18 protein-coding genes are annotated in these 20609 nt (G+C 56.6%); 8 read left to right on the top strand and 10 right to left on the bottom strand.

Going from position 1 to position 20609, the window contains the following annotated elements:
* Positions 1-55 precede the first annotated feature (55 nt).
* Together WX88_RS00445 and WX88_RS00440 are read left to right on the top strand one after the other, a co-directional pair.
* A complete protein-coding gene (locus tag WX88_RS00445) occupies positions 56-970 on the top strand; it encodes a polysaccharide deacetylase family protein (RefSeq protein ID WP_046242362.1) in 915 nt (304 codons plus the stop codon).
* A gap of 392 nt (positions 971-1362) precedes the next feature.
* Positions 1363-3972: a M14 family metallopeptidase gene (locus WX88_RS00440; RefSeq protein WP_046242361.1), complete on the top strand. Its 2610-nt coding sequence runs from the start codon at positions 1363-1365 to the stop codon at positions 3970-3972.
* Between the two features lie 120 nt (positions 3973-4092).
* Here the strand turns inward: WX88_RS00440 and WX88_RS00435 are convergent, their stop codons facing one another.
* The 3 genes from WX88_RS00435 to WX88_RS00425 all read right to left on the bottom strand — a co-directional run bounded on the left by WX88_RS00435 (position 4093) and on the right by WX88_RS00425 (position 5596).
* On the bottom strand, positions 4093-4443 hold the full coding sequence (locus tag WX88_RS00435; RefSeq protein ID WP_046242360.1) for an MmcQ/YjbR family DNA-binding protein: 351 nt from the start codon (positions 4441-4443) through the stop codon (positions 4093-4095).
* Complete coding sequence (locus tag WX88_RS00430) at positions 4443-4631, bottom strand: DUF6728 family protein (RefSeq protein WP_046242359.1); 189 nt, start codon at positions 4629-4631, stop codon at positions 4443-4445. The genes WX88_RS00435 and WX88_RS00430 overlap by 1 nt, the downstream gene beginning before the upstream one ends.
* Positions 4632-4873: 242 nt before the next feature.
* Positions 4874-5596, bottom strand: coding sequence for a phytanoyl-CoA dioxygenase family protein (locus WX88_RS00425; RefSeq protein ID WP_046242358.1), 723 nt, complete (start codon positions 5594-5596; stop codon positions 4874-4876).
* Between the two features lie 92 nt (positions 5597-5688).
* On the opposite strand from WX88_RS00425, the gene WX88_RS00420 reads away from it, so the two are divergent.
* On the top strand, positions 5689-6162 hold the full coding sequence (locus WX88_RS00420) for a nuclear transport factor 2 family protein (protein WP_046242357.1): 474 nt from the start codon (positions 5689-5691) through the stop codon (positions 6160-6162).
* A 44-nt stretch (positions 6163-6206) separates the two neighbouring features.
* Here WX88_RS00420 and WX88_RS29785 read toward each other — a convergent pair whose 3' ends face one another.
* Both WX88_RS29785 and ispG read right to left on the bottom strand, forming a co-directional pair.
* A complete protein-coding gene (locus WX88_RS29785) occupies positions 6207-6515 on the bottom strand; it encodes a hypothetical protein (RefSeq protein ID WP_156175864.1) in 309 nt (102 codons plus the stop codon).
* Between the two features lie 10 nt (positions 6516-6525).
* Positions 6526-8517: a (E)-4-hydroxy-3-methylbut-2-enyl-diphosphate synthase gene (ispG, locus tag WX88_RS00415; RefSeq protein ID WP_046242356.1), complete on the bottom strand. Its 1992-nt coding sequence runs from the start codon at positions 8515-8517 to the stop codon at positions 6526-6528.
* A 359-nt stretch (positions 8518-8876) separates the two neighbouring features.
* On the opposite strand from ispG, the gene WX88_RS00410 reads away from it, so the two are divergent.
* The gene (locus WX88_RS00410; protein WP_046242355.1) at positions 8877-9362 is read left to right on the top strand and encodes a TlpA disulfide reductase family protein; all 486 of its coding nucleotides are present in this window, start codon (positions 8877-8879) and stop codon (positions 9360-9362) included.
* Positions 9363-9397: 35 nt separating this feature from the next.
* A complete protein-coding gene (locus WX88_RS00405) occupies positions 9398-10006 on the top strand; it encodes a thioredoxin family protein (RefSeq protein ID WP_046242354.1) in 609 nt (202 codons plus the stop codon).
* A 281-nt stretch (positions 10007-10287) separates the two neighbouring features.
* On the opposite strand, the gene WX88_RS00400 is transcribed toward WX88_RS00405, so the two are convergent.
* On the bottom strand, positions 10288-10818 hold the full coding sequence (locus WX88_RS00400) for a PAS domain-containing protein (protein WP_046242353.1): 531 nt from the start codon (positions 10816-10818) through the stop codon (positions 10288-10290).
* 39 nt (positions 10819-10857) lie between these two features.
* A complete protein-coding gene (locus WX88_RS00395) occupies positions 10858-11223 on the bottom strand; it encodes a hypothetical protein (RefSeq protein ID WP_046242352.1) in 366 nt (121 codons plus the stop codon).
* 188 nt (positions 11224-11411) lie between these two features.
* On the opposite strand from WX88_RS00395, the gene WX88_RS00390 reads away from it, so the two are divergent.
* Entirely contained in the window at positions 11412-11969 is a 558-nt protein-coding gene (locus tag WX88_RS00390) for a hypothetical protein (protein WP_046242351.1), read from the top strand.
* A gap of 154 nt (positions 11970-12123) precedes the next feature.
* Here the strand turns inward: WX88_RS00390 and WX88_RS00385 are convergent, their stop codons facing one another.
* Positions 12124-14313: a glutamine synthetase III family protein gene (locus tag WX88_RS00385; RefSeq protein WP_046242350.1), complete on the bottom strand. Its 2190-nt coding sequence runs from the start codon at positions 14311-14313 to the stop codon at positions 12124-12126.
* Between the two features lie 251 nt (positions 14314-14564).
* Between WX88_RS00385 and WX88_RS00380 the strand changes: the two genes are divergently transcribed.
* Together WX88_RS00380 and mtaB are read left to right on the top strand one after the other, a co-directional pair.
* The gene (locus tag WX88_RS00380; protein WP_046242349.1) at positions 14565-16427 is read left to right on the top strand and encodes an LTA synthase family protein; all 1863 of its coding nucleotides are present in this window, start codon (positions 14565-14567) and stop codon (positions 16425-16427) included.
* Between the two features lie 85 nt (positions 16428-16512).
* Positions 16513-17847 (top strand): tRNA (N(6)-L-threonylcarbamoyladenosine(37)-C(2))-methylthiotransferase MtaB, encoded by a 1335-nt coding sequence (gene mtaB, locus WX88_RS00375; protein ID WP_046242348.1) that lies wholly within the window; start codon positions 16513-16515, stop codon positions 17845-17847.
* Positions 17848-17879: 32 nt separating this feature from the next.
* Here mtaB and WX88_RS00370 read toward each other — a convergent pair whose 3' ends face one another.
* Together WX88_RS00370 and WX88_RS00365 are read right to left on the bottom strand one after the other, a co-directional pair.
* The gene (locus tag WX88_RS00370; RefSeq protein ID WP_156175863.1) at positions 17880-18719 is read right to left on the bottom strand and encodes a helix-turn-helix transcriptional regulator; all 840 of its coding nucleotides are present in this window, start codon (positions 18717-18719) and stop codon (positions 17880-17882) included.
* A gap of 378 nt (positions 18720-19097) precedes the next feature.
* Positions 19098-20336: an ABC transporter permease gene (locus WX88_RS00365; protein WP_046242346.1), complete on the bottom strand. Its 1239-nt coding sequence runs from the start codon at positions 20334-20336 to the stop codon at positions 19098-19100.
* Positions 20337-20609: the final 273 nt, after the last annotated feature.

Below are 20609 nucleotides of genomic sequence, written 5' to 3'. Positions count from 1 at the left end.
CCCATTTTTTTGAGCCGCCCATGCCGGCGGACGCGTGCGACGCGGCCCGAGACCCATGAAATTCTCTTCTGCTTCCCTCCTACTGGTGGCCCTTGCCGTGGCCGCCTGCGATTCTAAAGTTGCTACCACGGGTGAAACCGCCACCAGCTCCGCCACGCTGGAAGCCGTCGACAAGCCCACGGCGGCGCCTACCTCCGGCACCGCCGCTACCGCCGCCGATGAGGCCAACACCGCGCCCGACCCTAAAACCATTCCGGCCGGCAGCACCAGCAACGCGGCGGCCATCTTGGCCCGGCCGCAGGTGCCTATTCTATGCTATCACCAGATTCGGGACTGGACGGCTCGCGACTCCAAAGGCGCGAAGGATTACATCGTGCCCATTGCTCAGTTCAAAGCGCAGATCAAAATGCTGGCTGACTCGGGCTACCATACTATCTCGCCCGACCAACTCTACGCCTACATGACCACCGGCGCCAAACTGCCGAGCAAGCCCATCATGCTCACGTTTGATGATACCGACCTTGACCAGTTTACCATTGCCCGGCCGACGCTGGATCAGTACGGCTACAAGGCCATGTACTTCGTGATGACCGTGAGCCTGGGCCGCCCCCACTACATGACCAAAGCCATGGTGAAGCAGCTTTCCGACGAAGGCAACGTCATCGGCTCGCATACCTGGGACCACCACAACGTGAAGAAATACCAGGGCCAGGACTGGGTAACTCAAATCGAAAAGCCCACTAAAACGCTGGAAGAAATCACCGGCAAAAAAATCAACTACTTCGCCTATCCCTTCGGCCTCTGGAACCCACAGGCCTTCCCGGAGCTGAAGCAGCGCGGCTTTGTAGCGGCTTTCTCGCTAGCCGAAAAGCGCGACCAGAATGACCCGCTTTTCACCATTCGCCGCATCATTGCCAGCGGGTATTGGTCGCCCCGCACGCTGCACAACAGCATCGTGCAATCATTTTAGCGCGCTTTTTAAAAGCGCCAGCAGTTGTAAGCCATTTCTATATGGCGGCCTATTGACGCCCCGAGCCGCAAAGCGGCGGCACTCCTGCTGAAGGTGCCGCCGCTCTGCGGCTCTGCTGTTTTTGCGAATTCAGCCACCGCTGCGCCGCCACGCCCTTGGACGATGAGCCAGTATGTTACAACTTGCCGCAGCGGGTTATCAGGTATTGATTAGCACTTATCAATCATTAGAGCCGATAAAACTCCTCAGTATACACCTACAATTTATTGGCGATAAGCCCCGCCCATCCTGCTGAGGTGGTTGTGCTCGTTAATATTCTCATACGAATCCAGCCATTAAATCCCGTAACTAATAACACCTCATTTTCCCACCTCACTACCCAACGTCTTTTGATGACACGTTTCCTTACTTGCTGGCCCTGCCCCGGACGCCCCCGGAGCAGGGCCATCGGCCTTATTTTCACACTATTGCTGCTGAGCTTGCACAGCACGGGCCAAAGCCTGGCAACTGAGGCTGGCCATCTGCTCACGCCCGACCAATTCTTGGGCTATAAGCTGGGTGCCCAGTTTACGCCGCACGCCGAAATGCTGCGCTACGTGGCCCACGTAGTTGCCCATGCTCCCGGCCGGATGAAGCTGGTGCGCTACGGCAGCACCTACGAAAAACGCCCGCTGGAAGTAGTACAGGTAGCCAGCGCCGAGAATTTCGGCCGCCTTGAGGAGGTGCGTCACAACAACCTGAAGCTGGCCGGCCTCGAGCCTGGCACCGGCCAACGCCAACAGCCGGCCGTGTGCTGGCTGAGTTACAACGTGCACGGCAACGAAGCGGTGTCGTCCGAAGCCGTGATGCAGGTGCTCTACGACCTAGCCAACCCGCAGGACCAACAGATGCAGGACTGGCTCAAAAATACGGTCGTGCTCCTCGACCCCTGCGTGAACCCCGACGGCCACGACCGGTATGCTAACTGGTACAACCGCGTCCGGAACCAGGCGCTCAACGCCGAGCCCGATTCCTGGGAGCACCACGAGCCCTGGCCCGGCGGCCGCTTCAACCACTACTATTTCGACCTGAACCGCGACTGGGCCTGGCAAACCCAGCAGGAAACCCGCCAGCGTATCGTGCTCTACAACCAGTGGCTGCCCGCCGTCCACGCCGATTTCCACGAGATGGGGCCGAATAACTCCTACTACTTTTCGCCCGCCGCCAAGCCCTACCACGCCGACATTACGGCTTGGCAGCGCAAGTTTCAGGGCATCCTGGGCGACTACAACAAGGTGGTATTCGACAAGAACAACTGGCTGTATTTCACCCGTGAAGTCTACGATTTGTACGCGCCCACCTACGGCGATACCTGGCCCAGCTTCAACGGCGCCATCGGCATGACGTATGAGCAGGGCGGCGGCGGCCCCGCCGGCGTGGCCTTCGCCCGCCTCGACGGCGACACCCTCACCCTGGGCCAGCGCATTGCCCACCACCACGCCGCCAGCCGCGCCACCATTCAGGCCACGGCCGAGCGACACGACGACTTGCTGCGCGAGTTCCAAGCCTACTTCACCACCGCCAAAGCCAAGCCCCAGGGCGAGTACAAAACCTACGTGCTATCCGTGGGCAACGACCCTGGCCAGCTCCGCGCTTTCACGCAATACCTCGACCGGAACCAAATCAGCTACGGTTTCGCCAGCAAGCGCACCAAAACCAGAGGCTTCAGCTACACCTCCGGCAAAACCGAATCGGTCCAAATTGAGCCCCGCGACGTGGTGGTGAGCATGTACCAGCCCAAATCCACGCTGGTGAAAGTGCTGTTTGAGCCCCGCCCGCAGCTTGAAGATTCGCTGACTTACGACATCACTTCCTGGGCCCTGCCGTACGCCTTCGGCTTGAAAGCCTACGCCCTGCCCGGTCGGCTCAATGCTTCCTCTAGCACTCCCACCCAGGCTACAGTCCGCGGCAGCGCTGCGGCATCCGCCGAGCGTCCCTATGCCTACTTGGCTCGCTGGAACAGCCTCCAGGACGTACGCTTCCTCAGCCGCTTGCTACAGCAGAAAGTAAAAGTGCGCTACGCCGAAAAGGCATTTGAAGCAGAAGGCCAGCAGTACGCACCGGGCACGCTCGTCATCACCCGCACCGGCAACGAGGCCCTGGGTGCCCGATTAGACCAACTGGTGCGCGCCCAGGCCGACTCGGTGGGCACCGTGGTCACGGCCGTGAAATCGGGCTTTTCCAGCAGTGGGCGCGACCTTGGCTCTAGCACAGTGCACTTCGTGAAGCAGCCCAAAGTGGCCGTCGTGGCTGGTCCTGGGGTTGATGCCACGGCTTTTGGCGAGGTGTGGCACTTCTTTGAGCAGCAGTTGGGCTACCCGCTCACGGTGCTCGGCACCGACTACCTCGGCCGGGTGTCGCTGCAAAAATACGACGTGCTGATTCTGCCCAACGGCAGCTACACCGACGTTTACTCGGGCCGGAACTTCGACAATCTCAAAGCCTGGGTGCGCGACGGGGGCCGCCTCATCGCCATGGAAGGCGCCGCCCGATTCTTGGCTGATAAAAAGGATTTTCTGCTCAAAATCAAAGCCATTGACTCAGTTGCTATCCGCAAAGACCAGAAGGCCAACCCCTACAAACTCCTGCGCCGCTACGGCGACGCCGAGCGCGAAGAAGCCGAGGACGTGGTGCGGGGCAGCGTATACCGCGTGCAGCTCGACAATACCCACCCACTGGCCTTTGGCTACGGCGATACTTATTTTGCCCTCGTTCGCAACCCGCTCAACTACCGCTTTCTCGACAAAGGCGGCTGGAATGTAGGTATCATCAAGCAAGACAGCTACTCCGCTGGCTTCATCGGCGCACGGGCGCGTAAAGAGCTGGCCGACACCTTCGTGCTCGGCACTCAGAACCTGGGCCGCGGCGAGGTAGTGTATTTGGGCGACAACCCATTATTCCGGGCCTTCTGGCAGGGCGGCAAGCTGCTGTTTGGCAATGCCATTTTCCTGGTTGGGCAATAGTGCCCCGGCGCCATACGGCACCGAGTTGCTGGTTAATTTTCCCTGCAATAACAAAGCTGGGGAGCAGCCACAAGTTTGCCTAAACTCCTGTGGCTGCTCCCCAGCTTTGTTCAAATCAGTTCACGCGCTCAACTCTAACCGTACTGCCTTAGGCAACGAAGCCACTACCAGGTCATACGAATGGTCAATTAATTCGCGAAGCTGACCAACCGGAGCTCCGGTGCCAATCAGCACCGTGTTCCAGTGTTTTTTGTTCATGTGGTAGCCGGGCTGCACGTATTCGTGGGCTTCGCGCAGTTCTTGGGCGCGTTCGGGGTCGCACTTCAGGTTGATGCTGCTGAAGGTGTCGATGTCGGTCAGGGCGAAAATCTTGCCGCCCACTTTAAGCACCAGGGTTTCGGGGCCGAAAGGCGTTTCTTCCGTCACCCCAGGCTTGAGCAGGCAGTAATCCCGAAAATCCTCAATGTTCATTAGTGCGTTATCGCCGGAATAACGTAGCGAAACAGCATCACCACGAGACACACCAGAAACATCGCCAAGCTGAGCTTATTGATGAAGTGCATGGTTTTCATATTGAAATTATTTTTCCGGCTGGGGTCGTGCTTGCGGAAGTAGTAACCGAGGACGGGGCCGAAATTAAAGAGGTTTTTACCGTTCATGGCGGGGCGGGTTTTGGTTCAGATAGGTAACACCAGCCAGGTCAGAATGATTGTCGGAAAGGCATATTTATTCATGTCAGAGAGCTAAATAGACCAAGCTTTTACTTGCTTCTTTATCAATCCAGTAAATTATCCTCCAGCGAATTATTCCTTAATTCTCAAATTTAAAACCGTACATAACGTAGCTGATATCAACAAGCTACTCAGAGTTACCTATCAGACAAGCCGTAGCCAACCTGCGCTTACCGCCGCTCGCGCCATTGCAAGCCTTCCGGTAATTCAGCCGCGGCAAACTCCAGATGCACCACCCGCCGCGGCCGGGCGCTGGTGCTGCGGTTGGAGGCGTGGAGCAGCAGCGGCTTCATCAGCATGGCCCCGCCCGCTGGCACGGCGCAGACGGTAACGTCTCGCGTATGGGCGGCAATGTCGGCCATTGGCACCACTCCGCTCTGGTGTGAGCCTGGCACCACTTTTAGCGCGCCGTTGCTGGCATCGCAGTCGTCGAGGTGAATGCGAATGGTGCACACATCTTCCAGCACCGCCACGGGCGGCTGCACTGAGACTCCTTCCGGCTTGCTGGTCCACGGCCCAAAACCGGGTAGCTCGGCCCGGCGGTCCACGTTTATCATCAGATCCTGATGCCAGGCTACCAGCCAGTTTGACAATGGAGGCTTATCGAAATAAATAGCCTTCACGACGTGGCAGCCCTGCGGAAAAAGCTGGTTTAGCAGCGTGCGCAGCGGCGTGGTATTCAGCAGTGTCCACAGGCCCGGCACCTCGCCCAGCAAGTTACGAATGGCAAATACCTCCTGGCTACGCCGGAAATTGGGGCCACTAGGTGGCGCCTTCTCCACGCATTGCAGTAGCGCCGCTATTTCATCGGGCTGATAAAGACTGGGCAGAATGACAAAGCCATCTGCCTGCAACTGCTGGGCCTGAGAACTGGTGAAATGAGTAGTTTGCATGCGATGGCAAAGCTACGCTCACTGCTAAATCCGCCAGGCGCGCAACCTAGCCAAACGCTCATTGCCTTTAGCAGTCATTACTCCACTTCCCAATGAAGAAAACTTCGACTCTCTCCCCGCTGCTCTTTCTCTTACTTGGCGCAAGTACTGTCGCCCAGGCCCAAACCACCAACGCCGAAAATCAAGCCGTCAAGCAAACGGTTACCACGTTTTTCGAGGGAATGCGGCGCGGCGACAGCACCATGGTACGCCGCACGCTGGCTCCCGGTGCCGTTTTCCACGGTATTGGTGGCAAGCCCGGCCAACCGCCTGCTTTGCAAACTCAGAATATCAATGGCTTTCTGAAAGCCGTGGGCACGCCGCACGCTGAGGTCTGGGACGAGCGGGTGCAGTTCGAGCAGGTATTAATTGACGCTACTTTGGCGAGTGTCTGGACTCCGTACGAGTTTTATCTGGGCAGCAAATTCAGCCACTGCGGCTACAACTCGTTTCAGTTGGTGAAGCTGACCGATGGCTGGAAAATAGCGCACGTTATTGACACGCGGCGGAAGGAGAAGTGCAAGTAGACTACAGGGCATAAGGTCACTACTTCTCTTCCTCCTTTCGCAGCCTATCTATTATATCCTTGGCCTATTCCGCAAAATTCAACCTCTATTTCATCATACTTCTCGACATCAACCACGCAAATGCCACCGCAGCAGTGAAGGACCTCGCCGGCGTCTGACACTTCTTTTAATTCAAGATTCGCTAATCGTGCCCAATCAGGTTTTTCTGTGTGAGCCTGGAAAAAATACTGAAAGTCATTGTAGTAAGCAGCTGTTGGCTCCAATAACCCTCCTGCAACTCCCATTGAATCATCAATGATTTTTGATTCAACTAAACCTAAGTAAGTTAAGCCGGCAAAAAGTTGAACTTTCATATCAATGGGATTATGCCCCCACCGGCTCCTCAACCAGTTCCTTTTCAATCCACCTTCCATCTTCACGCATCAGCTCGATTAATTCGTCCACGGCGGCCTCTTCGGGCACGGATTTCTTGATGACTTTCTGGCCGCGATAGAGCGAAATTTTACCCTTGCCCACGCCCACGTAGCCGTAGTCGGCATCGGCCATTTCGCCGGGACCGTTCACGATGCAGCCCATGATGCCGATTTTAATCCCCTTGAGGTGGTCGGTGCGCTTGCGAATCATAGCCGTGGTTTCCTGCAAATCGAAGAGCGTGCGGCCGCAGCTGGGGCAGCTGATATATTCCGTCTTGCTCATGCGGGTGCGAGCCGCTTGTAGAATGCCAAACGACAGCTGGTTGAGCACGTCGATGTCGCGGAGCCAGTTTTCCTGCTCCTGATTGGGCAGCAGATCAGTACACAATACAATGCCGTCACCCAAGCCGTCAATCAGCAAGCCGCCCACGTCGGTGGCAGCGTCCAGCTGGGTTTGGGCGGGGTTGTCCACGGTGTAAGTCCGCAGAATCACGACGGGGCTGGTCACCCCGTTGTTCAGAAGCTCAAAAAAGGCCCGACGGAGCTCCGGCATCGCGTGGGCATTAGAGGTGCTCAGCACCAGCACCACGGTACGGTCAGTCTGCAGGTGCCGAAACAGGTCCGCATCCAGCGCGTCCAGTTCTACCAGCAGGAAATTAAGCTCCGAGTGGCGCTTGGGCAAATCTTTCAGATACGTGTCGGGCGTCATCAGCGGGAAGTGGTCGGGGCGCTGCCCGGCATCGAGCCAAGCGCTGTGGGTCACGATTTCCTTCAGGCCGTTGGGCAGCATGAACGGCACCGGCCGCTCGCCGCTGTAGATGTAATCAGCCCCGAGGTCCGACATTTGAAATTTGTCCAGAAACGGCGAATACAGGTGCCCGGCGGCACGCAAGTCGCCGTACTCCAGGCGCGGCAGCCGCGATAAATCCGCAATAACCCGCGGCACGTTCTGACCGCCAAAGTTGGCGACTTCGTGCGTGGCGCGGCGGTAATACTGAAACGGATTAATAGGCACCTCGCCCACTAGGAGCTTAATTGACCGGGCCTCGGCGGCGCGGTTGGTATAGCGGTCAATCAGCATACGGGCCACCGGGGCTTCGGCCTCGGGCGCTTCGGTGAGGCTCACGCGCACGGTATCGCCGAGGCCATCTTCGAGCAGCGTACCGATGCCCACAGCCGACTTAATGCGGCCGTCTTCGGCTTCGCCGGCTTCGGTCACGCCCAGGTGCAACGGGTAGGGCTGCAGGCCTTCTTCGTCGAGCTTCTGCACCAGCAGACGGTAAGCCTGCACCATCACTTGGGTGTTGCTGGCCTTCATGCTCAGCACCACGTCGTAGTAATTTTCTTCTTCACAGAGGCGCAGAAACTCCAGGGCCGACTCCACCATGCCCAGCGGTGTGTCGCCATACCGGCTCAGGATGCGGTCGGACAGCGAGCCGTGGTTCGTGCCGATGCGCATGGCCGTGCCGTACTGCTTGCAGATCTGCACCAGCGGCCGGAACCGCTCGCGAATGCGTTCTACCTCAGCCGCGTAAGTGGCGTCGGTGTATTCAATTTCCTCGAATTTCTTTTTGTCGGCGTAATTACCAGGGTTCACGCGCACTTTCTCCACGATGCGGGCGGCCAGCTCGGCAGCATTAGGCGTGAAGTGAATGTCGGCGATGAGCGGCACGTTGCAGCCGCGCTTGCGCAGTTCCTTCTTGATTTCCAGCAAGTTCTGAGCCTCTTTCATGCTGGGTGCCGTGATGCGCACGTATTCGCAGCCGGCCTCCACCATACGCAACGTCTGCTCGACAGAGCCAAGGGTATCCATTGTGTCTATGGTGGTCATGCTCTGCACGCGAATGGGGTGGTTCCCACCCATTGGCAGGCCCCCAATGTTGACTACACGAGCCACGCGACGCTTGTATTCGGTCAGGCTGGGACAATACGTTTTATTCATAACCCAAAAACTATGGTCGAAAGGCGAAAGTTGCGCCGTCGTACAAAGGTAAAGCCGTTCTGGGCAGGCTTTCTCCTACCCTGCACCGCAACTTCTGCCCAACCTTCGCTGTCTGTAGCAGATGGCGCGCTGCCCTTGGCCGCATTTTGTAGGATAAAGTAGCGTGAACTCTGTAGTTCGCACTACTGCCTCCACATATTGAGTACGAAACCGCTCTGCATTGCATTCAAACTAGCGACTCGTTCATTAAATCTGCTGACCTTTAATTGGTACTGTTGTTAGGTCTATGCGGTTCCGGTTATTCAATGAGAAATTGCCGCTCTTTCCACCTGCGTTAAATAATTTAACTGTTCCTCAACATGCTTCCCCTGAAAGCCTTCTTGCTTGGCAGCGGCTTGCTCTCCGCCGCGCCGGCCTTTGCGCAGCGAGTATCCGTCATCAAGTTTCCGGAACTGCAAAAGCGCTTTACCCAGCCTACTGACACAACTTATGTCGTTAATTTCTGGGCAACTTGGTGCGCGCCCTGCGTGAAGGAACTGCCCCATTTTGAGCAAATCAGGACCCTTTATGCTAAGAAAAAAGTGAAAGTACTTTTGGTAAGCCTGGACTACGCCTCACAGCTCGAGAAGAAGGTGAAGCCCTTCGTGCAGCAACGCGGGCTAAAATCGGAAGTGGTCCTCCTCAACGAACCGGACCCCAACGACTGGCTGGGCAAGATAGATGCGAAGTGGTCCGGTGCCCTCCCCTTCACCCTCATTGTCAACAACAAAACCAAGCGCCGCGCAACCTTCGAGCAAGAGCTTTCGCAAGTCGAACTGACGGCGGCGCTGAAGAAGTTTTTGTAGCAGTACATTTTTCACCAACTTTCAAAATCAATACCATGCAAAAGGTCCTTCCACTTCTCACGCTCTGCTTTGCCTTACTGCTGAGCAGCTTTACGCTCCGCCCCACCGCCGACGGCTATCAGGTAGGCGACAAAGCCGCCGACTTCAAGCTGAAGAACATCGACGGCAAAATGGTGTCGCTGGCCGATAATAAGACCGCCAAAGGCTATATCGTCGTGTTCACCTGCAACACTTGCCCCTACGCGCAAGCTTACGAGAGCCGCATCATTGCCCTGAATCAGAAATACGCCCCGCAAGGCTACCCCGTGGTAGCCATCAACCCGAACGACCCGGCCGTGGTACCCGGCGACTCCTACGCCGCCATGCAAACCAAAAAATACGCCTTCCCCTATCTACAGGACGAAAGTCAGCAAGTAGCCAAAACCTACGGCGCCACCCGCACGCCCCACCTCTACGTGCTCACGCGCCGGGGCAATGATTTCGTAGTGTCTTACATCGGCGCCATCGACGACAATTCTGAAGACGCCAAACTGGTGAAAACGAAATATGTAGAAAATGCTATGGCCGAAATCCTGGCCGGCAAGCCCGCCACGACTAATTCGACCAAAGCCATCGGATGCAGTATTAAATGGAAACGCGCCTAGCTTCCTGACAGGAATAGAAGCCAGCTGCACGTCAGCAGAGCGTCCTGCTGAGCGAAGTCGAGCATCCTTACTGCCACCGCTAAAATCAGTCATGCGGTAGAGATGCTCGACTTCGCNCCTAGCTTCCTGACAGGAATAGAAGCCAGCTGCACGTCAGCAGGACTTTCCTTTCTCTTGTATTACTATCCAGTCAATATGCGACCAGCTTTCTAATTTCCCGGTAACTGACAGAAACGTTCGTCAAGAATCACTTCCGTTAATGTCCGAAAAAGTTTTGCATATTACTTTTCACCCAACTGCTGCTTGAGCGACTGCACTTCGCGCTCTAAATCCAGGGTACGGAATATCACTTTGGCTTCTAAGTCAGAATACGCAGCTTCAAGTTGCTCACGCAGTTCACGTTGCTCCTGAATATCGGTGCAAGTGCCGAACCAGGCGATGATTTCACCATCGTGGCCCCGGCGCGGCAGGGCCTGCCCCAAAAACCAGCGGTACGAACCGTTCTTGGCTTTGAAACGGTACTCGATACGGTAGTAATCGCCGGTAGCCAGCGAATGTCCCCAGATTTCGCGGGCCCGGGCGCGGTCGTCGGGGTGCAACAGGTTGTTCCACATGTCCGGTCCCACACTGTCGGCTAGGGTGTAGCCCGTAAAATCAATCCAGCGCTGATTGAAATAAGTATGAAACCCGGTGGGGTCAGTTATCCAGACTAATTGCGGAATGAGGTCAGCCAGAAAGGCAAATTGTTCGGGGCCTACTAAGCCATTTTCGGAGGAGACAGGCAGCGAAGGGACGGACGGCAAAGTGCTCACGGAGTACTAAGTGACTTTAAGATTCCAAATTAGTTAAAATCAGGCGCGGTTGAGCTGCATTTCCATGCCCGAGGCGAAATACAGGTTGAGTTGGCTTCGCGCGCCATCGGCTGAGCGGCGCAGACGCGTTACTAGGGCGCGGGTGGCTTCGTTGGGTAAATTAAAGCTGAGATAAGGACGGTTCAGTATCTCATCACGCATCACTTCCCAGTTACCAGTTTGGCCGACTCCAACGCCGGACGCTTGGGTTTCCACTTGGCCAGGCTTCAGTATCACGCGGGTAGCTTGCGCCAAAGGGCTGGCGGGGTCATTGCGGTTCAGGACGCGGCTGGCCACCTGCCATTCTCCCCCGAGATAGTCATCTGGTAGTTGTTGTAAATTTATATCCAGCAGCAAATCAGACATGTTTCCGGAAAAAGCGCGACCTAGGGGCGTAAAATTAATAAGTAAAACACGACGGGATTGTGATTCTACGGTCCGCAGACTGAAAATGACAATACTGCTTTTATTCATTACCTCTTGAGGAATTTAACCCATTCGACAGGCCGTGCGTTCCTTTGCGGGCACATTAGCCTCCCGTCTTCCCCGGTTTCATGAAAAAGCCACGCTTCATGCCCACCCTCATCGGAGCCGCTCGCCTCACTGGGTTAGCAGCTTGGCAAACCGGCCGCCTGTTTCGCCAGCTGGCCGCCCGCGCCCTTGATTCAGTTCAGGACGTGCTTCGGGCTGAGGTGGAAAAAGGCAACCTGAAGCTGGTTGCCGATTTCCTAGCCGACAAAGCCCTGCCCGCGGCGCGGGCCCTGCTGGTGGAACAGATGACCGTACGCCTGCTCATGCGCTTGGGCCTGCGTGGGGCATTGGCGTCCAATGTAGTAGGCTGGGTGCTGCCCTTTGTTATCGAGAAACTGATAGCCGTGGGCAACAAAAGCGGCTTCTTTGATAAGCTAAAGACCAATGCCACCGTCAGCGACGCCTTGGATAAACTGGATGAGCTACGCCATGCCACTTGGAAGATGCTGGTCCCCGACCCTGGCAGCGGAGTAGAGGTAGTCGATGACGAAGAAGACGCCCTCGCGCCCCGACTGCCCTTACTACTAGCCGCCCCAGCCAGCGCGCAGCCCAAGCGCCCCAAGCAGGCCAGAAATCAGTAGCTCAGTCAATAGACTAATTTTTCGTTGTACTACGGTACCGCAATCGTTTGCGGATTGCAAACAAAAAAAGGCACCCCACTGAGGTACCTCTTTCAAAACCGGGGCGCGGCGAGAATTCCCACCCAACACCGGACCCGATTCCGTCCTTTGACGACTACCGGCTGAACAAAAGTTCGCGGTACTTCACCAAAGGCCAGTCCTCGTCGGCCACCATCCGCTCCAGCTTGTCAACAGCGCGGCGGATGGGGTCGAATTTTGGTTTAATCTCATCGCAGTACGCTACCGCCAACTCGCGGGCATCTTCGATTTTATTAGCTTGCTTACGTGCTTCTGTCATTTCATCAACGTTTGTTTTGATGATCGAAACGTAGCGTGAGATGTCTTTAATCATGTCTACCGTCACTTGGCTGTGCTCATCGTCGAGGCCGAGTTCGCGCAGGCCACGCACGTTGTTCACCAGTTTGGTTTGGTAGGCCAGCGCAGTCGGGATAACGTGGTTTACGGCCAAATCACCCAATACGCGGCTCTCAATCTGAATTTTTTTCTGGTATTCTTCCAACAGGATTTCGTGGCGGGCATGCAGTTCCACTTCCGAGAAGATGCCGTGGCGGGCAAACAGCTCGGCCGCGTCTTCACGAACCAGCGCGTCCAGCGCCTGGGGCGTGGTGGCAATGTTGCTGAGGCCGCGCCGGGCAGCCTCCTGCTTCCACTCGTCGGAATAGCCATTGCCTTCAAAGCGGATGTTTTTGGAGCTGATTACATACTCACGCAGCACCTCCACGATGGCCACTTCCTTCTTTTTGCCTTGGTTGATGAGGGCGTCAACTGACTGCTTGAAGTCGATGAGCTGATCGGCAACGATGGTATTGAGGACCGTCATGGCTGAAGAGCAGTTAGCCGAAGAACCCACGGCACGCAGCTCGAACTTGTTGCCGGTGAACGCGAAAGGCGAAGTCCGGTTACGGTCGGTGTTGTCGAGCAGAATCGCGGGAATCTTGTCGATACCCAGCTTGAGGTAAATGTTGTCGCCCTTGTCGAGTGGCAGCTTGGCCGTCCGCTCCAGCTCGTCCAATACCGAATCCAGCATCGAGCCTACGAAGACCGAGACGATGGCTGGCGGTGCCTCGTTGGCTCCGAGCCGGTGGTCGTTTGAAGCCGAAGCAATGCTGGCGCGCAGCAAGTCAGCGTAGCGGTGCACGGCCTGAATTGTAGTGATGAAGAAGGCCAGGAATTGCAGGTTCTCTTTGGGCCGGCGGCCAGGCGCGAGCAGGTTTACGCCGGTGTCGGTGCTCATTGCCCAGTTGTTGTGCTTGCCGCTGCCGTTTACGCCAGCAAAAGGCTTTTCGTGCAGCAGCACTTTGAAGTTGTGCCGCTCGGCCACGCGGTCCATCACATCCATCAGTAGCTGGTTGTGGTCCACGGCCAGGTTGGCATCCTCAAAAGTTGGAGCGCACTCAAACTGATTGGGTGCCACCTCATTATGACGGGTGCGCAACGGAATGCCAAGCTGGTTGGCTTCTTCCTCAAACTCCAGCATGAACCCGTGCACGCGGGCCGGAATTGAGCCAAAATAATGGTCGTCGAGCTGCTGGCCCTTGGCCGGAGAGTGGCCAAACAGCGTGCGGCCGGTCATCACGAGGTCGGGGCGGGCGTCGTACAGGGCTTTGTCAACGAGGAAATACTCCTGCTCAATACCGAGCGTTGTGTTTACGCGGCTAACATCTTTGTCGAAATACTGGCAAACTTCAACTGCGGCTTTCTCCAGCACGGCCAGCGACTTCAGCAGCGGCGCCTTGTAGTCGAGCGCCTCACCGGTGTATGCCACGAAAATTGTGGGGATGCAGAGCGTTTTAGCTCCTACCGTTTCAATGATGAACGCCGGCGAAGTGGGGTCCCAGGCGGTGTAGCCGCGAGCCTCAAATGTGTTGCGAATGCCACCATTAGGGAACGATGAAGCATCAGGCTCCTGCTGCACCAAGGCCGAGCCCTTGAAATTTTCAATTGGCCGGCCATCCGAGTTCAGGTCGAAGAAGGAGTCGTGCTTTTCGGCGGTGGCGCCGGTCAGGGGCTGGAACCAGTGGGTGTAGTGGGTAGCGCCTTTCGACATGGCCCAAGTTTTCATGGCAGAAGCCACGGCATCGGCCACATTGCGCTCCACGGTAGCGCCTTGTTTGATAGCCGCCTGGAGTTTCTTAAAATAATCGCCGGGCATGGTAGCCCGCATGGCTTCTAGATTGAATACATTCTGACCAAAGCTGTCGGAGCGACGCGCGGCGGCTGGCTCCACGGTAATGGGGCGACGCTGATTGACGAGTTCTAGGGCTTTGAAGCGGAGAATGGCCATATGGGTTGGTAACCAGGCGGGGTAATATTAGAGATGGTGACTTCTTAAACTTATGGCAAAGATAAAACACGAATCAGTTTCGCATTCATTACCCCTCAAAATAAAAGGTGTTTTTCAATAAAAAGTATTTTTTAGGCAACATCCCCCTTAAAGTGAGTACCCACTATTTCATTTTAAAATTACAAAATCAATAATCAGGCAGCAAGTGCTGCTCCTCTTTCTTAGCCTTAGCAGTCGGCTATCTTTACCACGTGAAAAATCGCTTTGCGTTTCAGCCACGCTACTTCTTGTTCTGGCTGCTGTTTTTTGGGCTGAGTCGGGCCCTGTTTCTAGGATATGAACATGCCGCGACCACCCAGCTGCCGTTTGCTACCATCCTGGGCACTTTCGCTTATGGCCTGCGCCTGGACGCTTCGGCGGCGGCATACCTATGCCTGCTGCCGTTCGTACTCTTTATAATTGGCAGCCTGTTACCACGACTTCCGCTTCAAGGACTGATCAGTGCCTATTCGATAGCAATGGGCCTGTTTTTGGCTTTCTTGATAACGGCTGATTTAGAGCTGTACCGTACCTGGGGCTTCCGGCTCGATGATACCCCACTACAATACCTGAATTCGCCCAAGGAAATGGCGGCCTCAGCAGGCAGCGCGCCCATCTTGCTGCTCCTGCTGTTGCTGGCGGGGTTCCTGGTGAGCAGCTGGTGGCTGTATAAAAAGGTAGTGGGGCCGCTGGCGCCGCTGCCGGCTTGGTTTGGACGCAGCCGGGCGGCCTTCGCGGGCCTGCTGTACGCAGCGCTGCTGGTGGTGCCCTTGCGCGGTGGCACCCAGCAGATTCCGATAAATCAGAGCGATGTTTATTTTTCCCGCGTCGCCTTCGCCAACCACGCCGCCCTTAATGCGCCCTGGAACCTGATGAGTGCCCTCATTCTGCGGGCGGATGAGCGGCCATTGCAGCCTTTTATGCCTGATAGCACGGCCCAAAGGCTGGTGGCAGGAATTTACCCCCGAGCAGTGGGCGCCCCCACGCTGCCCGATTCTACAACTCTACTGCTCACCGAAACGCGGCCCAATGTTCTGTTTATCATCCTCGAAAGCTTCACGGCCAAGCTAGTAGGCTGCGTGGGTGGGGAGGCAGGCGTAACACCGAACCTGGACAGCTTGGCACGCACCGGTATTCTCTTTAGTAACATCTACGCGGCCGGCGACCGTAGCCAGAAAGGGCTCGTATCGCTACTCTCCGGCTACCCGAACCAGCCCACTACGAGCATCATTAAGTTTCCGCGTAAAACGGAACATCTGCCGCACCTGTGCCGCTCATTGGCGGCGGTGGGCTACCATTCGCACTACTACTACGGCGGTGAGTTAGCGTTTGCCAACATGAAAAGCTACCTACAAACAGCCGGCTACGAGCAGTTTACGGAGCGGACTAATTTTGCCACTGCCGACCAGAACTCCAAGTGGGGTGCTCACGACGGAGCGCTTTTCGACCGTATGCTGGGCGATTTACAACAACAGCCACAGCCGTTTTTCGTCACGGCTTTTACGCTGAGCAGCCACGAGCCTTTCGAGGTGCCAATGAAAGCCAAATTCCCGGGTAAGGCCGAAGAGGAACTGTTTCGCAATTCCGTTTACTATACAGATTATACGTTGGGGAAATTTCTGCAGGAGGCCCAAAAGCAGCCTTGGTACGCCCATACGCTGCTCGTACTGGTAGCCGACCACGGCCATATCCTACCCGGCAACTCCTCCAACCAAAGCCCCGAAAAATTTCACATCCCGCTATTGCTGGCAGGTGGCGCGTTGCGTGCTGGAGCCCGCGGCCGGGTGGTATCGGCCATTGGCTCGCAGACGGATGTGGCGGCCACGCTGCTGCGCCAGCTTAATCTGCCAGCTACTTCTTACGTATGGAGCCGCGACCTCCTGGCTACGCAACCTATTCCCTTTGCCTACTACTGCTTTAATGATGGGTTTGGGGTCGTATCACCTGCAGGCGTTGTCACGTTCGATAACGTGAGTCGGAAAGTATGGGACCGCGACACAGGCGTGACGGATGACCAGTTGGAATTAGGTAAGGCTATGGAACAGGTTTCACTGGAAGACTTTGCGCGGAAGTAAATAACTTGAGTTGTTTTTAATCCATATCCTCAGTACTTGATTATGGCACCGTCAAAAACCATAGTAGCCGTACCTTTGTGGGACTATGTCCACCCCTCAATCAGTTGCCTTTTATACGCTCGGCTGCAAGCTGAACTTTTCTGAGACGTCGGCTATTGGCCGGCAGTTTGAGGATAAAGGCTTTCAGAAAATCTCCTTCGAAGCCGGAGCCGATTTATACGTTATTAATACCTGCTCTGTCACCGACCATGCCGACCGCAAGTGCCGGAAGGTGGTGCAGCAGGCTCTCAAGCACAACCCCGACGCCTTTGTGGCCATTGTGGGCTGCTACGCACAGCTTAAACCCCAGGAAATTGCGGAAATTCCCGGAGTGAGTGCCGTGCTCGGCGCGGCCGAGAAATTTCAGTTGGTAGATATTCTCGCCGATTTTAAGAAGCCCGCGGCCGGACAGCCGGGGCAGGTACACGCCTCGCCTATTTCGGCGGCGACGGAGTTTCATGCCGCGCACTCCTTTGGCGACCGCACCCGCACCTTCCTCAAGGTACAGGACGGCTGCGATTATTCCTGCTCATTCTGCACCATTCCGCTGGCGCGTGGGGGCAGCCGCTCGGGCAGCATCGCCAGCGTGGTGGAACGCGTGGAGCGACTGGCCGAAACTGGCGTGAAGGAAATCGTGCTGACTGGTGTGAACTTGGGCGACTTCGGCTTGCAAGGCCCGGAACGAGAGCGGCGCGAAGACTTTACCCAGCTGGTGAACGCCCTAGATGGCGTAACGGGCATTCGGCGCTTCCGTGTCAGCAGTTGCGAGCCCAACTTGCTCACCGATGACATTTTGGACACCGTAGCTGCTTCGGCACGCTTCATGCCGCACTTCCACATCCCCTTGCAAAGCGGTTCGGATAAGATTCTGGGGCTGATGCGGCGCCGCTACCGGCGGGCGCTCTACGCTAGCCGGGTAGCCCGAATCAAGGAATTAATGCCGCACGCTTGCATTGGGGTAGATGTGATTGTAGGCTTTCCCGGCGAAACGGACGCAGATTTTCTGGATACTTACAACTTCCTGAACGAGCTACCCATCAGCTACTTGCACGTTTTCCCGTACTCGGAGCGGCCCGATACGCTGGCTCCCACCCTACCCGGCCGGGTGCAGGACCGGGTGCGGCACGAGCGCACCACCCAGCTGCGCAGCTTATCGGAGAAGAAAAAGCGGTTTTTCTACGAGCAGCACTTGGGCCTGGAAACCGATGTGCTGTTTGAAGACGACGTCACCGATGGCCGAATGGAAGGCTTCACCCCCAACTACATCCGCGTAGTCGCGAATTACGACCCACTGCTGGTGGGCGAGATGAAAAGCCTGCGCCTGACCGGTGTAAATGCCTTCGGGCTCATGGAAGCTGAGGAAGTCGGCATTCTCGTCTGAATCACTTGCCCAGCTTAGTCGAATTCCGTGGCTCAGACCATGGCTTGACGGGCCATGGCCAGCATTTCGCGCAGCATCTGCTGTTGCTCTAGCAGGTGCTGGTTGCGTAGCTCGGCCATGGCCAACTGGTGCTGGAGGTGTTGGGCATGAAGGGCGGCGGCCACGTAGGTTTCGGGCGAAGGACTCGCGGGTGTGGCGGCTGGCGCAAGGGGTGGAAGCGGTGCAGCGTAAGGAGCAGGCGGCGCGGGAGCGGGCGCAATCGGTGGCACTTCTGGTTGCGATGGATTGTAGGCTGCAGCTTCTGAAATAGGCACGACGGGAGCTTGAGGCATTTCCAATTGCCTGGCCGGAGCCGCAGCATCGGTGGCAGCTGGAGCATCGGGCACTGAGGCGGCGATGGGCGCGGCGGCTATTTCGTCGGATGCGGCAGTGGCGGCGCAAGCGGGTTGGTTGGCGGTGGCAGCCAAGGCTAAGGTGGCCGCGATTTCGGCGGGCTGGAGGCGAGAGCCCGCTACACCGGGCCCGGAACGGCGCTGCGTTGGCGCCTCAACATCCGATAAATCGATGGGCTCCAGCGGTGCCTCGGGTGTAGCAAGAGCAGCGGGTGCCGGGACTTTAGGCGCGGGCTCACTGCTGACGAGCATCGGACCGCGACCAAGCAGCAACCAGTCTCTCGACACATTTGGGTAAATCTCAAAAACCTTGCACAGCAGGTCGTAACCTGGTTTGTTGCGGCCGTCAATAAGGTGCTGTATTACGCTGGCAGTTTTACCCAATGAGATGGCGAAGCTATTTTTAGTTAGGCCAAACTGCTGAATGAGTTGCGCAAAGCGCTGGTCAATGGGGACAGTAGTGGGAACAGGGGTGGCCATTTGCACAAATGAGTAGTTGCGCAAATGTATAATATCTCAACCAATGCTTGCCACTGGAAGTAGCGTTGGCCAGCAAGCCGTACGGATGGATCCGCACAAAGGAAAATGTATATCGGCTGTTGAGCGTAAATTCTAAGTTCAAACAGACATTCCAACGTTCACCGACAATCGCCGTTAGCGGCACCGCGAAATCGACTATCTCAGCCTCTTGCACTGTAGGCAATCTTGGTGAAGCGCAATAGCTGGTGGTCACGTTACCACGTTCAGCCCGCGAGGCTCAATCAATGGCCGCACCCAACCGGCGCCACCGCTAAGTGGCGAGCCCGCCACCCGGTCAGCCAGAATTAGGAGGCAGCCAATTCGCAGCACAGGTAGCTATTATTCGTAGCGCAGCGAGTCAATAGGGTCCAGCGCGGCGGCTTTGCTGGCGGGGTAATAGCCCGAGGCCAGCCCCACTCCTACGCAGATAACCAGCCCGACTATCATCCAAACCCAGGGCACCAGGAAGGAGCCGGAGCCCACAAACTTAGCCACACCATTGCCCCCTAGCACGCCGAGAATGATGCCAAAAGTGCCGCCTAGCAGGCAGATAACAATAGCCTCAATCAAAAACTGCTGGCGAATTTGAACCGCCGTAGCGCCCAACGCCTTGCGAATACCAATTTCGCGGGTCCGTTCCGTCACCGATACCAGCATGATGTTCATGAGGGCAATGCTGGCCCCAAGCAGGGTAATGAAGGCCATCACGCTACCCCCAGCCCGGACTTTACCGGAAATAGCATCAAGGTCGGAAGCCAGGGATTCACTGCTTTCTACCACGAAACTGTCTTCCTGACCTAGTTTGTCGTGGCGTACGGCTCGCATGACGCCGGTAGCCTGGCCAATCAAAAAGTTGAGGGTGCCCTGCTGGTCGGTAGCCGTTTTGATGTCATAGGTGAGCGCACGCTGGCGGGGCATCTGGTTGCCCGTTTCCAGCGGCATCAGGGCTAGGCGGTCGGCCCCACCGCCACCCATGCTGCTGCCGCTTTTCTCCAGCAGACCCACAATTAGAAAGCGGCGGCCCAACGCCGACACGTACTTGCCCACCGGGCTTTGCTTGGGAAACAGCTTGAGCCGGATTTCATCGCCGACTACCATCACATTGGCACCACTATTTAGTTCGGCCTGCGAAAAAATCCGCCCGCCCGCCAGGTTGTAGCCTTGGATTTTCAGGTAGTTTTCGTCGCCCGCCACCACCTGCATGTTAGGGTTGGTTTTGATGCCGCCGGCCTTTATTTCGGCGGCCCCAGAAACAAAGGCTGAGATGCCCACCTGAGCATCGTCGCCCATGGCCTTTTTATACTGCTTGGCTTGCAGAAAATCTACGGGCGGGTACTGCCTGGCCTGCGCGCCCCCGCGTCGGCCCCGGTTGCTGTAGCCTTTGGCGTGGATGTCGAAAGAATTGGCCCCCAGGCTGGCGAAAGTTTCGGATAAGGAGTTTTTCATCGCGTCGATGCCGGTAAGAATGCCCACCAGCGCAAATAACCCAATGCTGAGAATAAGCGCCGTAAGCACCGTGCGCAGCAAATTGGCGCGGATGGAACGGAAGGCTTCGCGAACGTTTTCGAAAGGACTCATAAGAAATTGGGAAGTGTGGCGCGTGTCGGCCGCGTTGCGGCGAATCTGGCATGGCGGTGACGAGAAATCAAACCTAAAAATACGGCAATAGCACGCGTCGCTGCCCCCAGCCGTGTCGCTAGACGATGCTATAAACAGTACTATAACCTGCGCCAGCGGTATCATTCTAGCCCGCAGCGTTGCGACGGAATACGCAGCAAAGGCTGCGCACTACTACTGGTGGTCCCCAAAGTTCGGCGGCTGGCGCTTAACTTGAACCACTGACGCAGCAAC

The sequence above is a fragment of the Hymenobacter terrenus genome (assembly GCF_000972495.1).
In the GTDB taxonomy this organism is placed as follows: Bacteria; Bacteroidota; Bacteroidia; order Cytophagales; family Hymenobacteraceae; genus Hymenobacter; species Hymenobacter terrenus.
Note: the sequence above shows the minus strand (reverse complement) of the source record. Positions and strands in the feature narration are given on the sequence as shown.

What these genes read in the sequence shown, in the direction of transcription:
- WX88_RS00445 (WP_046242362.1), top strand. Translation starts at nt 56, where the DNA reads ATGAAATTCTCTTCTGCTTCCCTCCTACTGGTGGCCCTTGCCGTGGCC.
- WX88_RS00440 (WP_046242361.1), top strand. Translation starts at nt 1,363, where the DNA reads ATGACACGTTTCCTTACTTGCTGGCCCTGCCCCGGACGCCCCCGGAGC.
- WX88_RS00435 (WP_046242360.1), bottom strand. Translation starts at nt 4,443, where the DNA reads ATGAACATTGAGGATTTTCGGGATTACTGCCTGCTCAAGCCTGGGGTG.
- WX88_RS00430 (WP_046242359.1), bottom strand. Translation starts at nt 4,631, where the DNA reads ATGAACGGTAAAAACCTCTTTAATTTCGGCCCCGTCCTCGGTTACTAC.
- WX88_RS00425 (WP_046242358.1), bottom strand. Translation starts at nt 5,596, where the DNA reads ATGCAAACTACTCATTTCACCAGTTCTCAGGCCCAGCAGTTGCAGGCA.
- WX88_RS00420 (WP_046242357.1), top strand. Translation starts at nt 5,689, where the DNA reads ATGAAGAAAACTTCGACTCTCTCCCCGCTGCTCTTTCTCTTACTTGGC.
- WX88_RS29785 (WP_156175864.1), bottom strand. Translation starts at nt 6,515, where the DNA reads ATGAAAGTTCAACTTTTTGCCGGCTTAACTTACTTAGGTTTAGTTGAA.
- ispG (WP_046242356.1), bottom strand. Translation starts at nt 8,517, where the DNA reads ATGAATAAAACGTATTGTCCCAGCCTGACCGAATACAAGCGTCGCGTG.
- WX88_RS00410 (WP_046242355.1), top strand. Translation starts at nt 8,877, where the DNA reads ATGCTTCCCCTGAAAGCCTTCTTGCTTGGCAGCGGCTTGCTCTCCGCC.
- WX88_RS00405 (WP_046242354.1), top strand. Translation starts at nt 9,398, where the DNA reads ATGCAAAAGGTCCTTCCACTTCTCACGCTCTGCTTTGCCTTACTGCTG.
- WX88_RS00395 (WP_046242352.1), bottom strand. Translation starts at nt 11,223, where the DNA reads ATGTCTGATTTGCTGCTGGATATAAATTTACAACAACTACCAGATGAC.
- WX88_RS00390 (WP_046242351.1), top strand. Translation starts at nt 11,412, where the DNA reads ATGAAAAAGCCACGCTTCATGCCCACCCTCATCGGAGCCGCTCGCCTC.
- WX88_RS00385 (WP_046242350.1), bottom strand. Translation starts at nt 14,313, where the DNA reads ATGGCCATTCTCCGCTTCAAAGCCCTAGAACTCGTCAATCAGCGTCGC.
- mtaB (WP_046242348.1), top strand. Translation starts at nt 16,513, where the DNA reads ATGTCCACCCCTCAATCAGTTGCCTTTTATACGCTCGGCTGCAAGCTG.
- WX88_RS00370 (WP_156175863.1), bottom strand. Translation starts at nt 18,719, where the DNA reads ATGGCCACCCCTGTTCCCACTACTGTCCCCATTGACCAGCGCTTTGCG.
- WX88_RS00365 (WP_046242346.1), bottom strand. Translation starts at nt 20,336, where the DNA reads ATGAGTCCTTTCGAAAACGTTCGCGAAGCCTTCCGTTCCATCCGCGCC.